This window comes from Mangrovimonas spongiae, assembly GCF_003944795.1.
Classification (GTDB): Bacteria; Bacteroidota; Bacteroidia; order Flavobacteriales; family Flavobacteriaceae; genus Mangrovimonas; species Mangrovimonas spongiae.
Genome location: NZ_RWBG01000001.1, coordinates 80189 through 101703, shown reverse-complemented (window position 1 = coordinate 101703; position 21515 = coordinate 80189). Strand labels below are relative to the sequence as shown.

27 protein-coding genes are annotated in these 21515 nt (G+C 34.1%); all 27 read right to left on the bottom strand.

The window, feature by feature from the left end; all coding sequences use genetic code 11:
- Positions 1 to 2 precede the first annotated feature (2 nt).
- From EJA19_RS00515 to EJA19_RS00385, 27 genes are read right to left on the bottom strand one after another with little or no spacing between them, the layout of a single operon-like run.
- Positions 3 to 497, bottom strand: coding sequence for a hypothetical protein (locus tag EJA19_RS00515; RefSeq protein WP_125466387.1), 495 nt, complete (start codon positions 495 to 497; stop codon positions 3 to 5).
- Position 498: 1 nt separating this feature from the next.
- Complete coding sequence (locus EJA19_RS00510) at positions 499 to 864, bottom strand: hotdog family protein (protein ID WP_125466386.1); 366 nt, start codon at positions 862 to 864, stop codon at positions 499 to 501.
- A 3-nt stretch (positions 865 to 867) separates the two neighbouring features.
- Positions 868 to 1497, bottom strand: coding sequence for a porin family protein (locus EJA19_RS00505; RefSeq protein ID WP_125466385.1), 630 nt, complete (start codon positions 1495 to 1497; stop codon positions 868 to 870).
- A 6-nt stretch (positions 1498 to 1503) separates the two neighbouring features.
- Complete coding sequence (locus tag EJA19_RS00500) at positions 1504 to 2115, bottom strand: hypothetical protein (protein ID WP_125466384.1); 612 nt, start codon at positions 2113 to 2115, stop codon at positions 1504 to 1506.
- Entirely contained in the window at positions 2096 to 2713 is a 618-nt protein-coding gene (locus tag EJA19_RS00495; RefSeq protein WP_240640175.1) for a LolA family protein, read from the bottom strand. The genes EJA19_RS00500 and EJA19_RS00495 overlap by 20 nt, the downstream gene beginning before the upstream one ends.
- Positions 2706 to 3482 (bottom strand): polysaccharide deacetylase family protein, encoded by a 777-nt coding sequence (locus tag EJA19_RS00490; RefSeq protein WP_125466383.1) that lies wholly within the window; start codon positions 3480 to 3482, stop codon positions 2706 to 2708. The genes EJA19_RS00495 and EJA19_RS00490 overlap by 8 nt, the downstream gene beginning before the upstream one ends.
- Complete coding sequence (locus tag EJA19_RS00485) at positions 3476 to 4537, bottom strand: beta-ketoacyl synthase N-terminal-like domain-containing protein (protein ID WP_125466382.1); 1062 nt, start codon at positions 4535 to 4537, stop codon at positions 3476 to 3478. The genes EJA19_RS00490 and EJA19_RS00485 overlap by 7 nt, the downstream gene beginning before the upstream one ends.
- A complete protein-coding gene (locus tag EJA19_RS00480) occupies positions 4538 to 5740 on the bottom strand; it encodes a beta-ketoacyl-[acyl-carrier-protein] synthase family protein (protein ID WP_125466381.1) in 1203 nt (400 codons plus the stop codon).
- Between the two features lie 6 nt (positions 5741 to 5746).
- Positions 5747 to 6004, bottom strand: coding sequence for a phosphopantetheine-binding protein (locus tag EJA19_RS00475; RefSeq protein WP_125466380.1), 258 nt, complete (start codon positions 6002 to 6004; stop codon positions 5747 to 5749).
- 1 nt (position 6005) lies between these two features.
- Positions 6006 to 6623: a 3-oxoacyl-ACP synthase gene (locus EJA19_RS00470; RefSeq protein ID WP_125466379.1), complete on the bottom strand. Its 618-nt coding sequence runs from the start codon at positions 6621 to 6623 to the stop codon at positions 6006 to 6008.
- A gap of 1 nt (position 6624) precedes the next feature.
- Positions 6625 to 7683: a class I SAM-dependent methyltransferase gene (locus tag EJA19_RS00465; protein ID WP_125466378.1), complete on the bottom strand. Its 1059-nt coding sequence runs from the start codon at positions 7681 to 7683 to the stop codon at positions 6625 to 6627.
- A 12-nt stretch (positions 7684 to 7695) separates the two neighbouring features.
- The gene (locus EJA19_RS00460; RefSeq protein WP_125466377.1) at positions 7696 to 8847 is read right to left on the bottom strand and encodes a beta-ketoacyl-[acyl-carrier-protein] synthase family protein; all 1152 of its coding nucleotides are present in this window, start codon (positions 8845 to 8847) and stop codon (positions 7696 to 7698) included.
- Positions 8840 to 9292 carry an acyl-CoA thioesterase gene (locus EJA19_RS00455; protein WP_125466376.1) on the bottom strand — a complete coding sequence of 151 codons (453 nt, stop codon included), beginning with the start codon at positions 9290 to 9292 and terminating at the stop codon, positions 8840 to 8842. The genes EJA19_RS00460 and EJA19_RS00455 overlap by 8 nt, the downstream gene beginning before the upstream one ends.
- The gene (locus tag EJA19_RS00450; RefSeq protein WP_125466375.1) at positions 9270 to 10535 is read right to left on the bottom strand and encodes an ABC transporter permease; all 1266 of its coding nucleotides are present in this window, start codon (positions 10533 to 10535) and stop codon (positions 9270 to 9272) included. Before EJA19_RS00450 ends, EJA19_RS00455 begins: the two co-directional genes overlap by 23 nt.
- Complete coding sequence (locus tag EJA19_RS00445) at positions 10528 to 11271, bottom strand: ABC transporter ATP-binding protein (RefSeq protein ID WP_125466374.1); 744 nt, start codon at positions 11269 to 11271, stop codon at positions 10528 to 10530. Before EJA19_RS00445 ends, EJA19_RS00450 begins: the two co-directional genes overlap by 8 nt.
- A gap of 3 nt (positions 11272 to 11274) precedes the next feature.
- Complete coding sequence (locus EJA19_RS00440; RefSeq protein ID WP_125466373.1) at positions 11275 to 12273, bottom strand: BtrH N-terminal domain-containing protein; 999 nt, start codon at positions 12271 to 12273, stop codon at positions 11275 to 11277.
- Positions 12263 to 12673, bottom strand: coding sequence for a hypothetical protein (locus tag EJA19_RS00435; protein ID WP_125466372.1), 411 nt, complete (start codon positions 12671 to 12673; stop codon positions 12263 to 12265). Before EJA19_RS00435 ends, EJA19_RS00440 begins: the two co-directional genes overlap by 11 nt.
- Before the next feature lie 8 nt (positions 12674 to 12681).
- Positions 12682 to 13137, bottom strand: a complete 456-nt coding sequence (locus EJA19_RS00430) for an ABC transporter permease (RefSeq protein ID WP_125466371.1) — start codon at positions 13135 to 13137, stop codon at positions 12682 to 12684.
- The gene (locus EJA19_RS00425; RefSeq protein WP_125466370.1) at positions 13130 to 13561 is read right to left on the bottom strand and encodes a hypothetical protein; all 432 of its coding nucleotides are present in this window, start codon (positions 13559 to 13561) and stop codon (positions 13130 to 13132) included. The genes EJA19_RS00430 and EJA19_RS00425 overlap by 8 nt, the downstream gene beginning before the upstream one ends.
- A 2-nt stretch (positions 13562 to 13563) precedes the next feature.
- Positions 13564 to 14697 (bottom strand): beta-ketoacyl-ACP synthase III, encoded by a 1134-nt coding sequence (locus EJA19_RS00420; protein ID WP_125466369.1) that lies wholly within the window; start codon positions 14695 to 14697, stop codon positions 13564 to 13566.
- A gap of 13 nt (positions 14698 to 14710) precedes the next feature.
- Positions 14711 to 15634: a dialkylrecorsinol condensing enzyme DarA gene (locus EJA19_RS00415; RefSeq protein WP_125466368.1), complete on the bottom strand. Its 924-nt coding sequence runs from the start codon at positions 15632 to 15634 to the stop codon at positions 14711 to 14713.
- Complete coding sequence (locus tag EJA19_RS00410; protein WP_125466367.1) at positions 15631 to 16521, bottom strand: LpxL/LpxP family acyltransferase; 891 nt, start codon at positions 16519 to 16521, stop codon at positions 15631 to 15633. The genes EJA19_RS00415 and EJA19_RS00410 overlap by 4 nt, the downstream gene beginning before the upstream one ends.
- A gap of 15 nt (positions 16522 to 16536) precedes the next feature.
- The gene (locus tag EJA19_RS00405) at positions 16537 to 16779 is read right to left on the bottom strand and encodes an acyl carrier protein (protein ID WP_125466366.1); all 243 of its coding nucleotides are present in this window, start codon (positions 16777 to 16779) and stop codon (positions 16537 to 16539) included.
- A gap of 7 nt (positions 16780 to 16786) precedes the next feature.
- Complete coding sequence (locus EJA19_RS00400; RefSeq protein WP_125466365.1) at positions 16787 to 18007, bottom strand: beta-ketoacyl-[acyl-carrier-protein] synthase family protein; 1221 nt, start codon at positions 18005 to 18007, stop codon at positions 16787 to 16789.
- Positions 18008 to 18019: 12 nt separating this feature from the next.
- Entirely contained in the window at positions 18020 to 18751 is a 732-nt protein-coding gene (gene fabG, locus EJA19_RS00395; protein ID WP_125466364.1) for a 3-oxoacyl-ACP reductase FabG, read from the bottom strand.
- 38 nt (positions 18752 to 18789) lie between these two features.
- On the bottom strand, positions 18790 to 19923 hold the full coding sequence (locus tag EJA19_RS00390) for a WG repeat-containing protein (RefSeq protein WP_125466363.1): 1134 nt from the start codon (positions 19921 to 19923) through the stop codon (positions 18790 to 18792).
- Positions 19924 to 19925: 2 nt separating this feature from the next.
- On the bottom strand, positions 19926 to 21455 hold the full coding sequence (locus tag EJA19_RS00385; protein ID WP_125466362.1) for an HAL/PAL/TAL family ammonia-lyase: 1530 nt from the start codon (positions 21453 to 21455) through the stop codon (positions 19926 to 19928).
- Positions 21456 to 21515 lie beyond the last annotated feature (60 nt).

Sequence of the window (21515 nt, the reverse complement as noted above, 5' to 3'; positions counted from 1 at the left end):
GGTTATTGTGTCGAAATTACGTTTTTTTCTTCATCTGTAAAGACTTTAGATTGTAAAATATAGTCTTTAATATGATTTTTAAGGTTAGATGAACGTATGTGTTTAAATTGTTTTAAAAGAAAGGTTTTATCAGCGTCGAGGTCTTTGTTATACCCTAAAATCTTTGGAGAGTTTTCTTGAATACCAAGTCGTATAAAACGAGGTTCTATAGCATTGGGTTCTTTTTCTATGGTGTATTCTATTAAAGAAACACCTTCTACAAAGCCACTCTTTTTTTCTTTTATGGTTTTAGCATGTCTTGCTTTTAATGCAATAGAGGCTCCTTTATAGGCCACTAAAGCCACATGGTCCTTTTTTGAGACAGATTGTAGTGAGTTGTAAAAAGCCTCTACTTTGGTTGAGTCGTTAGCAGCTTCTTTATAGGTTTCTCTAATCTTGCTTAAATCCAGATTTTGAGTAGTTACTAGGCATAAAACAGAAAGCAATAACAATCTCATATTACATGATTTTGAATGTTGTGTTCAATTTTAAGGCCACAGTATCGTTAAACTTAGTAACGTTTTTTACTTTAATGTGTGTGTCCTCTTCTGTAATATTAAGCGTAAGAGTTAAGTCTGGTGTTTTTTCAGGGTTAATAATAGCCATGAATTTTACGTTGCTAGACGCTTCCATAAACAACGTTTTATTTACAACTTGTTGTGTAAGCTCTTTAATAATTTGCATCATACAAACGCCTGGTGTTACAGGGTTGTCTGGAAAATGTCCATTAAAAACCTCATGGTCTTTATTGATTGTAATATTAGCTGTTGCCACGTTATCGGCAACAGCTAAATGATTAAGTATATAAAAATCCTTTATTAGCATGGATTAAAAGTCAAATTTATAATAAACGCCAAATTGTATTGAACCATTAAGTACAGAGTCGCTACTCCAAAAATCATCATTATCTTCATCATAATTATCATAGAAGTCGTCTCTAATATCTAAGAGGCCTTGTTTGTATCGTGCTTCTATACCAAGCCCAAAAGGAAACTCGTAACCAACACCACCAAAAAGAGAGAAATCTACTGGTATAATGGAGTCATCATCTAGATTATCGGCTACTTTTACATCTATGGCAGGGCCAACAATTAAATGAACTCCAACATTTGGAACAATATAAAATTTATTAGCCAAAGCCACTCCAAGGTAATGGATGCTTAAATCTTCAGAATAGTAATAATACCCTGGATCAAAAGAGTTACCATAGTTATAATAACGAATAGCGTCTTTTGCCCCTTGATTACTATAAGTGGCTTCTGGTTGTAACGCATAAAAATTAGCAAAACGGATGTTTGCAAAGATTGCAGCATTGGGGCCAATTTTAGCATCGGCATGATCAATGTTTGAAACCGAAGATAAGTTTAACCCTAGCCTTACCCCAGGACGTACTTTTACTTGCGAAAATGCGGTTACACTTAATGCAACAAACAATAAAAATATAATTGATTTTTTCATAAGGTGTTAATTTATAGATTTTAAATTGATTTTTAGCGTTATGTTATGGTGTGTTATGGTTATTTTATTTGCAATATTATCATTTATTTTTGAAAAGCTAAATACTGTCTTCGCTTTTCCGTTTTTTACACTTACTATTTGACTAAGACTATTGTTTTTAGTGACATAATAATGTGGTTTATCTAAAATTTGAGTTTCAAAAAAAGAGGCATTGTCTTTTACAAAAACTCCTGAAATGTCTACGTTTTCTTTTACTAGTGTTGTAAAATCTTGTTTTAAAACGTTGAGTAATAGTTTTCGGTTTAAATCGTCTAAAATATAGTTAACACTAAAGGCATTGTCTGTAATGGTAAAGTCGAATATTTTATTGCCCATTTCGGTAGTAAATGCTACTCGATGTTGGTTTTTTTCTATCTTTTTTACAATAAATAACCCACTAAACGATTTGCCATATGCGCTAATATTAGCTTTATAAATATAGTCTTTACTGGTATTGGAAAAATAGGGATTTGAAAACACGTTTAATGCGCTTTCTATAGGTTTTAATTGTTGTTTCTTAGGATAAGATCCACAACTAAAAAGGAAGACAGCAAGAAAGCTAAGGGTTAAATACCGCATCGTTTAAAGGTGTGTTTAAGGTTCGGTTACTAAAGACAATTTTGGTATAATCTCCCGAAGGCTCTACCATTTTTACGTCTTCTACATCGCCTTTTTTATTAAATGTTATTTGAAAACTGGTAATATATTCTGAAAACTCAGGATTTTTAGGGCTAAAATGAACATTGCTTTTACCATCATTTTTAAAGTAGGAAATGTCAAATTCATTATCATCAAACATATCACCTTTAACACTTTTAATAATAAGCTTGTTTAGTTGTTTAAACATTTGACTGGAACCAATATCTATTTGACTTTTATTACCTTCATCATTAATGAAAAGGCTTTCATTTTTAAATATCACAGTATATTGAAAAGGCTTATTATAGGCCCATTTAACTAGATTTGGAGCTTTAAAATGTAACATGCCTTTGGTAATAATATCATTAGATAAAAAATCTAAATGTTTATACTGTGTAAAATCGCTTACAATTGTTTTTGTTGTTTTGGCTTGAGATTTTACAAGTGTTTTTAAGTTTTGGGCTTCACTTGTCGTCATTTTTGTTTGTGCTTGCATACCAAAACAAACAAAACACAGTATGTAAAGAAGTTTATGCATAAGGTTTTAAGTTACAAAGTTGGTCTACAGTTACCGACTTAAACTGTTTTTTTTCCAAAAATAACAATAACTGTTCCAAAACACGTAAAGATTTCTCGCTTGTGTCGTGTAATAAAATAATGTCGCCAGGTTGTAGGTTTGCTGTTATGCGGTTTAAAACAGTTTTTTCACTTAAAGATGTTGTGTCTAAAGAGCGTTTATTCCACCCAATAGATATTAGTTTTAAGTGGTTAATAGCACATTTTATATTAGGATTGGTTACGCCAAATGCTGGACGGTATAAGTTAGCTTTTAATCCAGATTGTTTAAAGATAATTTGATGGGTTTGTTGTAGTTCAGCTATAACTTTTTTAGTTGAAAAAAAACCAAATGTATTAGCATGACTGTAGGTATGGTTTCCAACAGTGTGCCCTTTATTAATAATTGTTTTGAAAATGTTAGGTGATGTTTCAATATGTTTTCCAATACAGAAAAATGTGGCTTTAGCGTTGTGTTTATCTAAAAGGTCTAAAACCTTTGGTGTTATATTTTGGTTTGGGCCGTCGTCAAACGTAATGGCTATGCGGTTTTCTTTTTCATTTGGATTTGATAACACCGATTTAAAATGATAGTTCCAACCTATAAGCCCAGAACCTAAGCCTGTTATTACTAACCATAACGCTATACTTATAAAAATAATCCAAAAAGGGATAATACCTAAGAAGAAAAAACATAAGCATATAACCAGAAAAGCTAGTGTAAAAAGAGTAACCGTTTTAAACCTTAACATTGACGAAGCAACGTGAAACTATGATTTTCTCCACGATACTGGTTATACAATAATACGGTTTTATATTGTGAAGTTTGTAAGCCGTTTAACCTAACAATCTCTGGAAGGCTTTGCGTTTTAATAACTTTTGAAGCCAACCAAAACCCAAAAGACGATGCCGTATTAAACTCACCACTTAAATGCTTATAGTAGGCTTGAGGTGTTTTAGAAAATGTTTCGCTTAATGTATGGTAATACGCATCAAAATTAACATCGCCATTATTTCCTAAAATTAATAAATCAAGGTCGTTTGTACTTAAATCATGCTCTTTTAAAAAGGCTATAGCCTGTTGTTTTAACGCTTCTTGTTTAAGAGTATTATATGTTTTTACCGAAACAATTTCGGCGTAACTTGTATTGGATTTCTCGTTGGATAGTACAAAAAAGTTAGCTCCTTCGCCAAAAACGGCACCTTCAGTTTTACTTTTAAGTAAGTTAGTAGGTGTTATGGCTTCAGGTTTTATATGATTTATAATTTTGTGAATCTTAGTTGTATGATCACCAAGTTCATCAACACCACCTACAAGAATATGTTTGGCTTCATCTAGCTGTAATTGCAATAAAGCATCCATTACAGCCGATTCAAAAGATATGCTTGAATGCACATACGTAAAATTATAGCCTTTACAGTTTAGTTCTAAAGCAATTTGCCCGCCAACGGTATTGTGTGTAGATTGTATAAAAGGTGTCGGCGTTAAGTATTGCTCGTCGTTATCTATAATAGCACTAACAAACTTTTCCGAATCGCGTACACAGCCCATACCTGTTCCTGTAATTATGGCATCAACTTGATTAATGTTGGCTTCTTTAAGGGCTATTTTAGAAGTGACAATGCCCATTTTTATACCCTTTGCCATACGTCTCGCTGCGGCAGGAGGAATGTAATCTTTATAAACAGGGTTTACAGCAAATATAACGTTGTCATTATATTCGGTAATCTCATTTAAAAACTCAGTATTATCAAAGGTTTTTTGAGCTGAAATAGAACCAACACTATTTATATAAACGTTTTTCATTTATTGTTCTTTTGAAAAAATTACCGTTGAACAATTTCCGCCAAATCCTAAAGAGTTTGAAAGCACCGTTTTTAATTCTTTCTCTTTTAGAGTGAGTTGCGGCGTTATATTAAATTCCTTCATTTGCGTTTTAAAATTCAAATTCGGGTAAATAATATTGTTTTGTAACGCTAAAACCGAATAAACTGCTTCAATAGCTCCAGCAGCCGCAAGTGTGTGTCCTGTATAGGCTTTTGTTGAGCTAAAATCGGGAACATGGTTGCCAAAAACGCGTATAATAGCGCGTCCTTCGGATAAATCGTTATTGCCTGTTGCAGTGCCGTGAGCGTTTATATAATCTATATCGCTAGGTGCATATCCAGCTACCTTTAAGGCCTGTTCCATAGCAAGTGTTGCGCCATCACCATGATCTGACGATGCTGTTTGGTGAAACGCATCGTTGGCATTGCCGTAACCTTTAACGTAAGCTAAAACAGGTTTGTTCTCAGCTTCAACAACCTTATCCGATTCTAATACTAAAAAGGCTGCTGCCTCGCCTAAGTTAAGACCTTTGCGGTTATCATCGAAAGGTGTACTGTAAGTATCGGACAAAATCATTAGGGTTTTAAAGCCGTTAATGGTAAATTTTGATAAACAGTCTGACCCACCTACAACAACACGATCTAACTTTCCTGCTTTTATTAATCGCGCTCCTAACATAATGGCATTTGCAGCCGATGAACAGGCAGTACTTATAGTTGTGACTAAACTTTCTTTTATGCCTAATTGTTCGGCTATTTTTTGTGTAGAGTCACCAGCATGATGCCCTTCAATATATTTTTGGGTCTCTGGGTTTTCAAGATAATCGTAAAAATACTTTTCGGTCATATCCATACCACCAACGCTTGTGGCCGAAATAAGTCCTGTTTTGTATTGATTGACATCTTTTATGCGTGCATTTTTAAAAGCTTCTTTGGCAGCTAAAGCACCTAATAATGCTGTTCTGGAATAATTATTGGTTTTTGGTAACTGCAGTTGCTGTTCCATTTCGGTATTAGTAAAAGCAATTTCACCAACCATAATATCGTTAACATGATTGGTGTTAATTTTTTTTACTCTAGAAATTCCTTTTTGGGCATTAATAAGTGATTGATAGTTTTCAGCCACATTGTTACCAATGGCCGAAATAATGCCCATACCTGTTATGGCAACGCCTTTACCCATGTATAATTACTTAGTTCTGTGCTCTGAAATATAAGCAGCCATGGTGTTGATAGATTCAAAAATAGCACGCCCTTCTTTAGGGTCGGTTAATTTTATACCATAGTTTTTGTCTAACATTACAATAAGCTCCAAGGCATCAATGGAATCTAATCCTAATCCATCACCAAAAAGCATATCATCATTTGCAATGTCTTCAGGAGACATGTCTTCTAAATTTAATTGCTCGATTAAATTCTCTTTTAATTCTTGTTTTAATGCGTCCATATTAACTGTTATATAGTGTGTTTATTTCTGTTGTATTATGTTCTGTTTTTCCTTTATTACCAACTAAATATAATAAAGCGTCGTAATTATTCCCATCATATTCTACCCAGCCACAAAGCACTTTGTCTGCTTTTTTTGTATCCAATAAATTATTGGCATAGGTAAGCAGGTGTTTTGCGTTAAAGTTGTCAAAGATAAAAAAACTATTTTCAGAATAAAGCTTATATTTTATACTTATCTCTCCAATACAAATGTTTGGTAATGTGTACACAAAAACGGCAGGACTTGGATAGTAGTTTTCTTTATTTTGAATAGAGGTTTGGTGTGTTCTATCGGAGTCTAAACTAGAGGCTTTATTTGAAAACACAATAGCTATGTTTTCTTCTTGTTCTGGAGTTACATTTTCATGGTTTAGTACAACGTTAGCCGCTATAAAGGCTAATTTACTTAAACGGTCCATTTTAAAGAACTTAGGGTATTTAATATCTAAGTTTTTGTAAGCCGATTTTATAAATTCTGAATAGGTTCCTTCTTTAGAAAAAACAGTATCGCCATTCAAGGTAACGTGATTGTTTTTTATTCTGCAAAATGACGATATGTAACTTTTATTGTCGTGCATGTTACTTTTTCTTACAAACTAGCATGGTGTGGTATTCTCCTAAAGCAATATCTTCATGAATGGTCATGCCGGCTTGGTCTATAAGTTCTATTAAATCGCTAGCGGCATACATTTTACTGTTACCGTTTGCTAAAGCTGTAAAGTATAACGAAGTGGCTTCTAGGATAAATTTAGCGTTATCAAAGCGTTGTCTGTCTGTATACGTTTCGGTAATAATGAGTTCGGTATTCTCATCCATAGCTTCAACGCAAGTAGATAGTATGCTTAGGATCTCTTCTTTAGAAAAACAATCTAAAAATTGGCATAACCATATAATATCTGCCCCTTTTGGGATACTGTTATTATCTTCAAGCCAATCGATTGGATAGCCCTTAATTTGATTTTCTAACCCTTGTTTTTTTACATTGCTTAAGGCTTTGTTAAGCTGTCCAGGTAAGTCAATCATGGTTATGTTAATGTCGCTATTTTTTCCACATAAAATAGAGAATTTCCCAGTATTGGCACCAATATCAAATAGTGTTTTTGGTTTTTTCTTGAATACAATTTTTAAGGCCTCTTCAAAAATGTCATCAGAATAATGGTGATCAAACTCAAACCATGATTTTTGAATGTTTTCTGGTAATTGCGATAACCCTTCGTAAATGGTTTTCCATTGGCCTAGTTCTTTTAATCCTTCTGGTTGTCCTGTTTTAATAGCATCGTTTAAATGAAAAAGCCCTTTGTAACAAACGTCTTGTGTGAAATTAATGTTGACATTTACTGTTTCGTTGTAATTTAAAAAATACCCCGTAGTTGTTAACTCGTAATTACCTAAATCGTTTTTTTGAACAATCTCAGAGCTTTCAGCTATTTCCAACAAAACACCTAAACCATATTCGCTGATAGAGAGTTCTTTTGCAAGTGTTTCCAAAGGCAATCCTTTTTGCTTTCTTTTTTCAAAAATTTTATCAAAAACCCCAAGTTTTCTTAGTGAAACAACGGCCTGAAATACAAAAGGAGCAAATGCAATTTTATGAGCTTCTTGTATGGCATCAATGGCTTTAATTGAGGTTTTTTGCATGGTAAATAATTTTTAGTGGATATGTTTTTTAAATATAACAGCGGTATTACATCCTCCAAAACCAGAAGCAGTTTTTAAAAAAGTATGTAAAGGCTGTGGTGTGGTTTTTGTTATTATATTAATAGGCTGTGTAACACCAATGTCTTCAAAGCCTAATGAAGGATACAAGGTATTATTGTATAAAGAATGCGCTCCTATAATAGTTTCAACTAGGCCAGAGGCTCCTAAAGTGTGTCCAAAATAGCCTTTTAAACTGTTGACAGGAACATTTTCTAAATGATGACGATTAAAGGCTATAGCTTCCATCTCGTCATTATACATAGTTGCCGTACCGTGAGCCGAAATATAATCGATATCTTGGTGCGATACATTTGCTTGCGTCATGGCCGACTGAATGCTTCTATACAATCCTTCGCCAGTTCTTGATGGGCCAGAAATATGATTAGCATCATTACAAGAGCCTTCGCCAAGTATTTCAACAGCTTCTGGGGCTAATTTAGCGTTGTTTTTTGTTATTAAAGTACTTGCCGCTATTTCGCCAATATTTATGCCTGTTCTGTTTTTATCGTATGGTTTACAGGGGGCTTCGCTTAATGCTTGAAACGAGTTGAATCCCGATAAAATAAATTCTGTCACTAAATCGCCTCCTACAACAAACACATGATCGTATATTTTTTGTTGAATATACCGTTTAGCAATGGCAATGGCTAAAATACCAGAAACACACGCGTTAGAAACAGTTATGGCCTTGTTTTTAAAACCAAAATGTGCTGTTATAGTGTGTGCTAATTCGTGTAAATAACTCCTGTTTTCAGGAAATGGATTGTTAGTATCTAAGGCATCAATATTTCCTTTTGTGGTAGATATAATTAGGCCAACTTTTTCATTATTTACCTCAATACCCGATTGGGTAATGGTATCGTGTAGCGAGGTAATCATCATCTTTTCTAGTTTGGTATAGTCTTTTTTTAAGGTAATTTTACTAAAAGCAGCTTCTAAATGGGGTGCGTTTATTAACGACGAATAAAACGGGTTTGGTAAAATAGATGTATCATGAATTTTTGTTAATCCAGAACCCCCTTCGTGGATTTTATTAACCACAGAGTTACTATTAAAACCTAACGATGAGATAATGTTGTTATATGATAAATATACCTTACTCATTTAGTAATCCAACTTGTTTTTTCCAATTGATAAAAAACTCTGGAGCTGTTAAGGCTAAATCACCTTCGCCAATATTATCTACAAAAACTTGTACCGTTTCTCCTGTACAAACTAAATCGCCATTTTGATTGTAAACCTCGTATCTAAAAACCATTTTAGCCGCAGGTGTATCTACATATATCGTTTTTATGGTTGCAATATCACCATAACGAAGTGGTAATTTATGGTCTGTACTAGATTTAACTATAGGTGTTGCAAAGCCATATTTTTTTTGATCTAAATATGAAATGCCATGATGTCTTCCAAAAGCTTCACGGCCATCTTCAAAATATTGAATATAGTTTCCGTGCCACACAATACCTAGCGGATCGGTTTCTACAAAGCGAATCCTAACCTTACTTGAATGCGATATTTCGTTATGTTTAGACTGCGTTTTTCTTTTCATTGTAAATTATGGCTATTCCTGTTGTAATAATAAAAAATAAAAGTAATAAAGCAATCTCTGGGAGTAAATCTAATAAGGTTCCATTTCTTAAAAACACATCGTAAAAGGCGTTTAAGCCCCAATTCATTGGTGAAATATGCGACAGTGTTTGCATAATTTTTGGCATAATAAAAACAGGCACCCAAACGCCTCCCATAGCCGCTAATATAACAACTAATGTAGCACCAAAAGGTGCCGACTGCTCTTGTGTTTTTGCAATAGTACCTAATAACAATCCTAAGCCAATGGCTGCTAAGCCTGCAAAAAAAGCTACTATAAAAAGTAATGGTAATCTTCCAGAAACATCTAAAGTTGGTAATCCTATTGCAGGAAAAAGATACACACCTACTAAAAGCATTAATATAAACTGAATTAAACAAACAATAAGATAAATAATGGTTTTGCCACCAAGAACTGTAGCATACGATACAGGATTGGTGCGTAATCTTACAAAGGTGCCTTGACTTTTTTCTTTAACAATATTTATTGATAGTGGTACGATAATAAAGAAGATGGCAAACAGCGTCCATGCAGGAACATTGTGTTGTACCGAATTTGGGATATAATCTTCTTGCTTATTTTCAGGTAGAACTTCTTTAAATGTAATAAAACTGTCGGTTTCGAAGATTTTTTCTGAAGGATCGTCCGATATCTGCTCTTGAAAGGCTTGGTAAATACTTTGCGTTTCAATTTTTGAAATCATTTTATCAATCCCATTTTTTACAGAACTTTTAAAAGATAACTGCGTTGCAGGATCGAAATATAAACGGACTTCTTTTTGTTCTATAACAGTGTTTTCTTTTTTAGTGTTTTCTTCTAAACTAAACTTTGCAAGAAGCTCTTCAACATTTTGGTCTATTTTAGATTGTAATCCCGTTGTAAGTCCATCTGGAATAACAATAGCTAATTGATATTTACCTTTAAAAACAAGGTCTTTAGCTTCTGTTTCATGACTTTTGGTAATAATTTCGAATGCATTGGAATCTTTTAAGCCATTTAAAATAGTTGTTGAAACATTGTCTTTATCATTATCAACCACTAAAATAGGAATGGTAACATCGGTAACCGTTTTAAAGGTGCTATCTTGAATTAAGGTTATGGTAACAATAAGCACTAAAGGCATAATGAAGAGTATAGCGATGCCACCAATATCTCTTGATAATAATAAAAACTCTTTATATGTAGAGGCTAATAATTTATGCATGATCACGTAAGGCTTTCCCTGTTAAACTTAAAAACACATCTTCTAGGTTATGAGCGCCATCACACTCTGTAATTAATTTATTTGGCTGCCCTTTGGTTATAATTTTACCGTGATCTATTATGGCAACGCGTGTACAAAAATTTTCAGCCTCGTTTAAATGATGTGACGTATAAATTATAGTGGTGCCTTTTTGGTTTAGGTCTTGTAAATATTGAATAATAACGTTTTTCGATTGCACATCAACACCAACAGTAGGTTCGTCTAAAAACAAAACTTTAGGATTATGTAAAATGCTAGCAATTAAATTTACACGGCGTTTCATGCCACCAGAAAATGTGCCTATTTTTTTATGGGCAAACTTTAAAAGACCTAAATGCTCTAAAGAATTGTTAATTTGCTCGTCTAGTTGTTTGCCTTTTAACCCATACATGCTTCCAAAGTATTTTAAGTTTTCAAAAGCAGTAAGCGTAGGGTATAAGGCGTATTCTTGAGGAACAATACCGATGAGTTGTTTTAATTGATTTTTATGTTGCTTATAGGTGAGACTATTTATAGAAAATGTACCCGATGTAGGTTTAATTAAAGAACATAAAATAGAGATTAGGGTTGTTTTTCCAGCACCATTTGGGCCTAAAAGCCCAAAAATTTCTTTGTCATGTATTTGCAAGCTTAAATTAGAAACCGAAAACATATCGGCTCCTTTATATTTTTTTGAAACTTGCTCAATGGTAATCATAGTCTATTTTATAGCTTTTTTAAGTTTTTTAAAGAACACTTCTTCTTTGTTTGCAATATGCTCTAATTGGTCGGCAATATTATTATAACCATCTGTTTTACCACTTCTATTTTTATATATTCTGGAAGCATCTAGGGCAAAATCGCGCCATAAGTCGCCAATTTGTGTCATCTCTTTAGAAAGCTCTTTTAATTTGGGATTATTTAAAATACCACTAGCTTCTTGTAAAAAAGCTGCAAAAATATATCTAAAACCACCACCGCCAGTACCAATTTCTTCTTGCATTCTCACAATTTGTCCCAAGTAATGATTGGCCACTTTAGCACCTTTTTTCTTTGGCCATTTTCTTATAAGCTTAGACACCATTTTAATGCCTTTTACTCCCACAATAGGAATGGGCGCTAACATATCGCGACAGGTATGTTTTATCCCTTTAATTATGGCTTTTTCTAGTGTGATTTCTTTAGGAATATAAATAGGGTAATACATGTGACCTTTAGGAGCAAAAGCCCCTTTTGCAAACCGTACTTTTTCTAATTGCTTATCGGTTAGGGTTGTTACATGTTCCATTACTGGATCGCTAATTAAGTAGTTATCTTGATCTTTTCCGTATACTACTAAATTATGAGCGTTAAAATGAAACCGATACTCATCTGGAAAGTAAACGAGGTTGTAAACGCCTACTTGTAGCCCAACAGGGTTGTCTTTTTTAAGGTTTTCATCTAAGCGTTTTTTAGCATTGGCTGGTTGCTTAAATTTTTCTCTTTTAATTTTTATACCTACACGATTAGCAAAGCGTTTAAAGATAAATCCAGGCATAGCACGATACGTAATGGCTGGTGCGTGATTTACCATTAAAAAAGGAATATAGCAGAACAACAATCCAGAACCAATACCAAATACCATAGGTTCGCTAACCTGAAAACCATGATGTTTCATGAGGTTTGACACTACGCCGTTTTCGCAATGCGCTGATTGATGGTGCGTAAAATCAATTTCCATGTAAGGTGATGTTTTTTAATTGTTCAATAGTAACATCAAAAACATCAGCGTATTTTTGAAGTTTTTTTTCTGATAATTTATAAAATACCTTAGGCTTAAAATGACGTTTTACACGCCATTTCCATAAGCCAACGTAGCTTGCTAAAATACCTAAATCCATTTTATGGTATTCCATGTAATATTCAACAGGGCTGGTTTCGTTATTTAACACACGTTTTTTGGCATTTTCAACACGTTCGTTTATATCTTCAATAGCGTTATCTAAGGCAATAGTTTTTGGAGTCCAACCCGAGCTGTTTACGGTGGTATATTCGCCGTTTTCATCGACTGCATAGCAGAGTTCTTTAAAATCGGCCGATTCTAAGCTGCCTTTATCTTGTGGTACATCATCTTTCTTCATACTAAGCGTTATTTAATTTCTTGAATAACTAAATTCAACTCACAAGATAATAATTCTTTATGGTCTTGCGAGATCTTACATTGCAAAGTACATAAACTGTAAGCATCGGTATCAAAACGAGAGATTAAATTCGCTTCTGTAATAATAGAGGATTCAACTTTAGGGCAGGTGGTTATTTGCACTTTTTTTATGGCACTAATAAACCCAATAAGTTTGGTTTTTTCGCCCTGCGTATCACTTTCTTCAAAGTAACTTTTTCCTACTATAGATGAACAGGTTTGCGCCGCATTTTCTACTAAGCCAGCTTCATTGAAATAGCCTTGATAGTTGAAAATATTTTCTTTAGGTATTGTAAATGAAGTGGATACATGGTCGTCGCTTATAGATAGGACTTTATCTACCATTAAAAATGGGGCGCGATGAGGTAAAAACTTGGTGATATCTAATGATGACAACTTACTCATTAGCAATAACAGTTTTCATTTCACCAGAAGCAATTTCTTTATTTTCTGAATTAAACGTAGAAACTCTTACCATGGTAACGCCCATAAATTCGTGTAAAATCTCTGCTCTTGTGGTAATGATTTCGTTAAGCTTAGGAAGGCTGTAAACGGCTATTTTTTTTATAGAGCCGATATAACCTGTTGGTGCTTCCTCTCCCTTTAAAAAATAGTCGTAACCTGTATGAAGCGCTACTGTTTGCGCCATGTGCTCTACCAAACCTGGTTCTGTGAAAACCCCATTTTTTGTAAAGATATTCTCGGGTGTTATTTTTAATGAGGCTACAACAAATTCTTTAGAAAAATCTACAAGCTTATCCACCATTACAAATGGTGCTTTTTGCGGAATGAGTTCAGAAATTTGATGTATTGGTAATTGCGAATTCATAATTACGACACGGTTAAAAGTGCATAAGCATAAGAGAATCGAGCACTTTCAGGAACAGATAATAGTATTTTATCGCCTTTTTTTAGGTTTCCAGAGTTTACAAGTTCTTCTAGCATAAGGTAGATAGATGCTGCTCCTACATTTCCTACTTTATATAAGTTCATAAACCAATTTTCCCATGGTATTTCTACGCCTTGGGTTTTCATTTCTTCGTAAAGATTTTCTTTAAAGTAATACGAGGAAATATGTGGTAAATAGTAGTCTATTTCGCTAGATGACATGTTATGTTTTTCTAGTGTTTTTTTCAAACTATCTACACCTTTTGTTAAAATATTGGCACCTAAAAGTTTAACATCTTGTTTTATAGCAAATAACGATTTTTTACTCCAATCGCTAGTTGGGTATTCGCTCCACGGTTTTAAAAAGCCATTGTCTAACTTATCGCCACCAGCATACATGCAAGCTTCTATTTCATGAGCGTACGAGTAACCTTCCATCCACTCTATTTTTAAAGGTAAGTGCCCTTTAGGTTCATTTTCTAATAAAAATGCACCAGCACCGTCGGAAAGCATCCAGCGTAAAAAGTCTTTATTAAATGCTAAAATAGGATGTTCTTCTAATTCCTCCAGGTGTTTTACTTCATCTTCGAATATATCAGATTTCATCCAAGATGAAATTCTTTCGGAACCTGTTACTACGGCATTGTTGGTTTGTCCAGATTTAACCGATAGGAAGCCAAATTTTAAAGCATTCATCCCAGAACAACAAGCACCAGATGGCGAGTTAATTTCTGTATTGCCATTTTTTAAAAACCCATGAACCATAGCAGCATGTGATGGTAAAATTTGATCGGGACTTCCAGTACCACAAGATAGCAATTCGATATCTTGAGATGAAAAGTCTTTATCGCACAGATTTTCTACGGCTTCTTTTGTTAATTGAGCATTGTTATGAGTAATGTTTCCATTATCATCTATGGCGTAATATCTGGTTTTAATTTGATTGTTTCTAAGTACAATACGTCTTCCCTTAGAGGTTTTTCCGTTAATTGCACCTAATTTATCTTCCATTTCGTCGTTTGAAATAGGACGATTTGGTAAAAATTTTGATATTCTAGTAATGTAAACTTCCTTCATTTTTTATTCCCAACTATTTGTAAGCTACAGATGCATAATACGCTTTATCTTTTTTAATCTTATTATACAAAGGTAAATAAGTCAACAAAAATAAGATAAAAACAATTGGTGCAATAACCCAAATGGCAAATAAAAGGTAATATTTAAACATTTTTACCAATCGTGAGCGTTTTGGGGTATTTTTTTCACTTTTTGAAATAATAAACTGTGACCATTTTGAGAAAATCACATTGGCTTTTCTATCGGTAGTAATTAAAAATGGCTTTATAGTTACAGCATCATGTTTTAATAGCTGGTCTTGTAATGTGTTTAGTGTATTGTTTAATAGGTGCTTAGATATTATTGGGCCGAATTTTTCAGACTCGTTAATATCTTTTTGAGACACACCTGGTTTTGGAAAAATACCTAAATAGTGCTTTTTTTCTCCAGTAAACATCCAAGGGCCAATGGTAATAACACTTACGTGGTTTATATGACGATCTACCAAAGCTATGTTACCTACTAAATTAGCTTGTAGGTCCAACAGCTTTTTTTTCATTTTTTCTTGCGCCATAATCCACATGTTTCTACAGCCTAGAACAGTAACAACGGGTGTGTTTTTAAATAGTTTTTTTGCATCGTTGGTTTCCAGAAAAGACGTTATAGGTAACGATGGTGTTAAGTACCATACTTGGTATCCAAATACAATTAAGTCGTAATTGTTATTTAAAATAGCCTGTGGAACGGGCTCTACTTGTACAGGTATTTGTTTGTAAGTTTCTGGAAATGCTTCGAAAAAGGCTTTTTTAGGCCAAGGAAATGGAAAAGGATTAGTTAATGTTATATTGTGAAAATCGACTGTTAGGTCTTCATTAGATTTAAATGAAGATGCGATGTTTTTAACAATTTCGGTAAGTTGCCCAGATTGGGAGTAGTGTAATACAAGAATTCTTTTCATGGTTTGGTTGGCGTTTTGTCCCAAAAATCAAAATAATTAAACCATTGTAATGGGTATTTTTTAAGCATCCAAGATACACTTTCTGTATATTCTTTCAATAACATATTGGCATCTCGTTTTTTTGCTTGAGATTTTCTAGCATACAAATGATAATGTTTATTGGTTTCTTTCATAACATAAACGAATAAAACAGGGACATTTAATCGTGATGCTAATAAAAATGGGCCAGCAGGGAATTTAGCATTTTTCCCTAATAAATCATGAGTTAAAAATTTGGTGCCAGGGATAAATCGGTCGCCAGTTATACAAACTAATTCGTTTCTTGCTAGGGCGGCGTTAATTTCAAAAATATGAGAAAGGTCTTCTTTTATTAAAATAAGATTAACTTTAGATTTCCCCGTGACGCTTTCTATGTATTCTTTTATTGCCGAATGTTCCACATCGGTTGTTAAGAGACTAATAGCAGCATGTTCTTCTAGTTCGCCAAAAAAGTGTTCGGCGATTTCAAAATTACCAACATGGGCACTGATTAAAACACCGCCTTTTTTAGCTTTTAGGGTGTCTCGTATTAAATTAATACCATCAAAGTCGTAAGTAAATCTGTCTCGTAACCCAGAGGATATGGCGACTTTATCTATAATGGTTTGGCCAAAAACATAGTAACTTTTATAGATGTTTATAAGACTTTTAAACCAGGTAAGGTGTAACCTTTTATTAAAATAATAAAAGATAGATTTAGAACTGGAGTAGGAGAATAGTGTGTAGTAAGTGGCTACAAAGTACAATACAAAATAAGCGGCACCTAGGCCAAGTTTTTTCATAAGAAACACAAAAATCTTGTACCCAAGAACGGTGCCTCTAGACTTGCCTTTCCACTCAGTAGCCATAAACCATAAACATGTTTAGCTTAATTTGTTTTCAATAAGATTATAAAAATCTTGAAGTGTTTTTACATTTACAAAGTCTTCACCAACTAATTTTACACCAAAGTTAGACTCGATAGCAACTACTAAGTCAACAAAATCTAAGCTGTCTAACTCTAAGGTTTCTTTTAGGTCAGCTTCAGGAGCAATGTCATCTTTCTCTACTTCAAACTCTTCTACAAGAAAGTTGTTTATTTTTTCAATAATAACTTCTTTATCCATTACCACACTAAATATTTTTTATTATTAATGCTGAATTTGTTCCTCCAAATCCAAAAGAATTGGACAAAAATACATCAAATTTTTTATCTAACGTTTTACTTACTAAATTTAATTTTGCGGCGTCTTCATCTGGTTGATTTAAGTTTATACTAGGCGCAATAAAACCAGATTTCATCATAATTAACGAGTAAATAACTTCGCTGGCTCCAGCCATCCAACATTCGTGTCCAGTCATAGATTTTGTGGAACTTACAAAAGGGCCTTTTTCGCCAAAGACTTCAAAGATAGCTTTAGCTTCATTAGCATCGCCAACAGGTGTTGAGGTAGCGTGAGCATTTACATAGTCTATGATATTGGCTGGAATGTTTGCCTGTTCTAGAGCCATTTTCATAGCTCTTGATGGGCCATTTACGTTAGGTGTAGAGATGTGCTCTCCATTTGAAGAAAAGCCATACCCTATAATTTCTCCTAAAATTGGGGCGCCTCTTTTTACAGCCGAATCGTAAGATTCTAGTATTAATGTTGCAGCTCCACCGCTAGGTACTAAGCCGTCTCTATCTACATCAAAAGGTCTTGAAGCTTCTTGTGGGTTGCTTGTGTTTGTTGAAAATACGCCTAAACCATCAAAGCTACCCATAGCGAGTTTGTTAATCTCTTGGGCGCCGCCACAAATAATGCAGTCTTGTAATCCGCTTTTTATTAGCTGATAGGCCATACCTATAGAATGCGAGCCACTTGCACAAGCTGCACTTACGGTAAAATTAATACCTGTAAGTTTAAAAATGGTAGATAAATTCATGGTGACGCTAGAATTCATACCTTTAAAAATAGCGCCACTACCCACTAAAGTGGTGTCTTTTTTCTCTCTAATTTTATCGTTAGATTCGGTAACCGATTTAGCCGTACTATCGTTACCATATAAGATACCAACTTCGTTATTGTCTATAAAATCTTGTGAAATTTTAGCATTTTCTAGAGCCTCTATGGTAGCCATGTAAGCATATTCGCTTTCTTCTCCCATGCTAATACGTTGTCTTCTAGAAAGCGCTTTTTTTAAGTTAGGTTTAGGCACCATACCTGTAAGTGGTGAGCGATACCCAAATGCAATACGTTCTTCATCGACAACAATTCCAGATGTACCGTTATATAGCGATTCTTTTACTTTATTTACGTTTTCTCCTATACAGGAATAAATACCCATTCCTGTAATCACAACACGTTTCGTCATACTCGAAATAAATTAAGAGTAAATTCCTCCATTAATATTAATCACCTCGCCTGTAATATACGATGCTTTATCCGAAACTAAAAAAGAAACTGTATGGGCAACTTCTTCTGGGGTGCCAAAGCGGTTCATAGGAATCATACCTTTAAGTTCTTTTTCATCTAACTCTGCAGTCATATCAGATTGAATAAATCCTGGAGCGACAGCATTTACCGTTATTTTTCGTTTAGCAACTTCCTGAGCTAATGCTTTTGTAGCACCTACTAAAGCGCCTTTTGCTGCAGAATAATTGGTTTGCCCAGCTGTACCTTTTACACCAGAAACGGAGGCTATATTTACAATTCTACCATAACGGTTTCTAAGTAATTTTTGAATAAAGAAATTAGTCACATTGTAAAACCCGTTAAGAGATGTGTTTATTACATTGTCCCAATCTTCTTTAGGCATCCACATAAATAAACCATCTTTGGTAATTCCGGCGTTGTTAACAATAACTTCTACTGTGGCGTCTGGATTGTTTTCTTGCCAAGTGTTTAGTTGTGAGGTTACATTTTCGTTATCAGAGACATTAAATTGAATAATTTCTCCTGTGTTTCCTTCAGCTTCCACAGCTTTGAGTGTTTCCAAAGCCGCAGTTTGATTGCTGTTATAATTAATTATAATATGGTAATTGGTGTCTTTTGCTAATTGTATGCAAATGGCGCTTCCAATACCTCTAGATCCACCTGTAATTAGGGCGCATTTCATGTATTGTTGGTTTAGTTGTTAGTTGGGTTAGTTTAGTTTTAGTAAAAAAGTTCTAGATTTTGAAACCAAGAACTATTTATAGGCTTATCTTCAGAATTGATAAAGATCCATTGTTTTTCATATTTTACTCTGGCTAGACCATTAATAAAGCCTTTTTCTTCTTTATTTCCAAAAATAGCACCAAAGCCAACAGAAGAAATTCCATATTTTTCTCCAATAACCATTTTGCCTTCTTTATTAATAAAGCCCCAAAGTTTTTTTGTTTTTACAGGAGCTAAACCATCTTTGCTAAAAATTTCGGCGTCTCTATACTCAAAAGGCACAACAACATCTCCTTGAGTATTAATATAACCCCATTTTTTACCTTTGCAAACAGGGGCTAAACCATTAGAGAATGCTCTTGCTTTATCGTAAGTAGGTTTAACAACCCATTCACCTTTATTGTTTATATAGCCAATATCACCATCTTTTTTAGCATAAGTTATATTACCGTTATTAGGGAAATCCCAAATTTTTTCAGCACCAGGAACAACTTTAAATTCGCCATTAACTATTAGGCCATGATCATCGCCTTTATTGGCTACAATGTTGCCATTGTAAACATTGCTTACACCATCGTAAACGGTTTTAACATGATAGTTTCCTTGGGTGTCTATTAATCCCCATTTGTCGTTTTCGCGAACTTTAGAGTACCCATTTTCAAAATCGAATGCTTTAGTGAATTTAGGTGCAATAACAACGTTACCTTTAGTGTTAATAAAGCCAACAAGATCACCTTGTCTTATTTGGGCAAACCCTTCTTGAAAGTCGTAAAGTTTATCGGTTTTAACATCAGTTAGGGTTTTTTCACCTTTGGTGTTAATGTAAAACCACTCTTTTTCATTTTCAACTACAGCTATTCCAGAGTTAAATTCTTTAACGCGATCAAATTGTGCTGGAATTGTCCATTCGCCAATGCGATTTATGTAACCCCATTTTCCATCGTCATTCATGGCTTCTGCTAAATCGCCAGAAAAGCTTTTTGCTTTTTCAAATTGTGGTTTTATATGCCACTCGCCAGCTGTGTTAATATAACCGTATTTTCCATCGTCAAGTCTAGCTAAGGCAAGTTCTTGTGCAAAACTGGTAAAAAAACCAATAATACTTAGAAATAAAAATACTTTAAGTTTCATGATTAATAGCTTTTATGATTTATGATAAATTCTTTAACGCTGTTAACGTACGGATACATAACAACGTCTTTGGTAAATATAGGAACTATCTCTCGAATTTCATCGTAAATTTTTCTTGTCTTTGCCGAAACTTTATCTTTTACGTCCATATATTCAATGGCTTGAACAATTGTGATAAGTTCTATAGCAGCAACCTCAAAAGCGTTTTCAATTACTTTTTTTGTAATAAGCGCTGCATTGGTTCCCATGCTTACAATATCTTGATTATCGTTGTTGTTTGGAATACTGTGAACATACATTGGGTTTGAAAGCATTTGGTTTTCGGCTGTAGTTGACGTTGCCGTAAATTGCACGCCTTGCATACCAAAGTTTAAACCTAACTCACCCAGATTAACAAATGGTGGGAGCATATCGTTCAATCTCGCATTAAGTAAGTAGTTTAATTGACGTTCTGAAAGCATACTAAGTTTAGTAACAGCAAGCTTCAATTTATCCATTTCTAACGATACATAATCTCCATGAAAGTTTCCACCGTGATATACATGTTGTTTTTCAACATCTACAATAGGGTTGTCGTTAGCAGAGTTAACTTCTTCTATTAAAATCTTTTCAACACTATTTAACGTGTCTAAAACAGGTCCTAAAATTTGTGGAACACAGCGTAACGAGTAATATTCTTGAACCTTTTCTTTAAAAACAGAAACGTCTTCGTTTTTAGAGTAAAGATGATGTTCTCTTTTTCTAGTTAGCTGACTATCTTTTAAATGCTCACGCATGTTTTGAGCAATTTGCTGTTGCCCTTTATGTTTTTTAGAGTTGTTTAATTCTAACGACAAATGATCATCGTAAGCCTTAACAATTTCATTTATAGCAGCCGAGCAGGCTGTCATCCAGTTAAGCAAACGGCGAGTATATAATGTGTTAACTAAGCCAATACCCGTCATAACCGAGGTTCCATTCATTAAGGCTAGTCCTTCTCTAAGTTCGACAGAAATAGGCGATAAGTTTTCAATGTCAAAAACGTCTTTAGTTTGGCGTCTTTCACCTTTATAAAACACTTCGCCTTCGCCTATAAGCACTAAGGCTAAATGGGCTAATTGTACCAAATCGCCACTAGCACCAACACCACCGTGTTCGTAAATTAAAGGAGTAATGTCTCTATTAATAAATTCGGCCATAAGTTTTACAACCGACTTATGCACCCCAGAGTTTCCTAACGAAAGAGTGTTCATTCTAGCAACCATAGCTGCTTTAACATACATAGGCGGGATAGGTTGTCCCGTTCCAGAGGCGTGACTGCGTATAAGGTTGTATTGTAGCTGAATACGTTCGGAATCTTTAATTTTATATTGAGCCATTGGCCCAAACCCCGTGTTTACACCGTATATAACTTTGTTTTCAGAGAATTTTTTTAAGAAATTGAAACTTTTATCTAAGGTTTCAATAACCGATTCATCTATAGTGATTTGTTGATTTTCAAAAATGATTTTATAGAAATCTGCTATTTCTAATGTCCCGTTGAATGTTAGCATTAATTTATTGGTTGGGTTATTTTTTTGTGTAAAACTTTAAAAACTAAAACTAAAATAGTT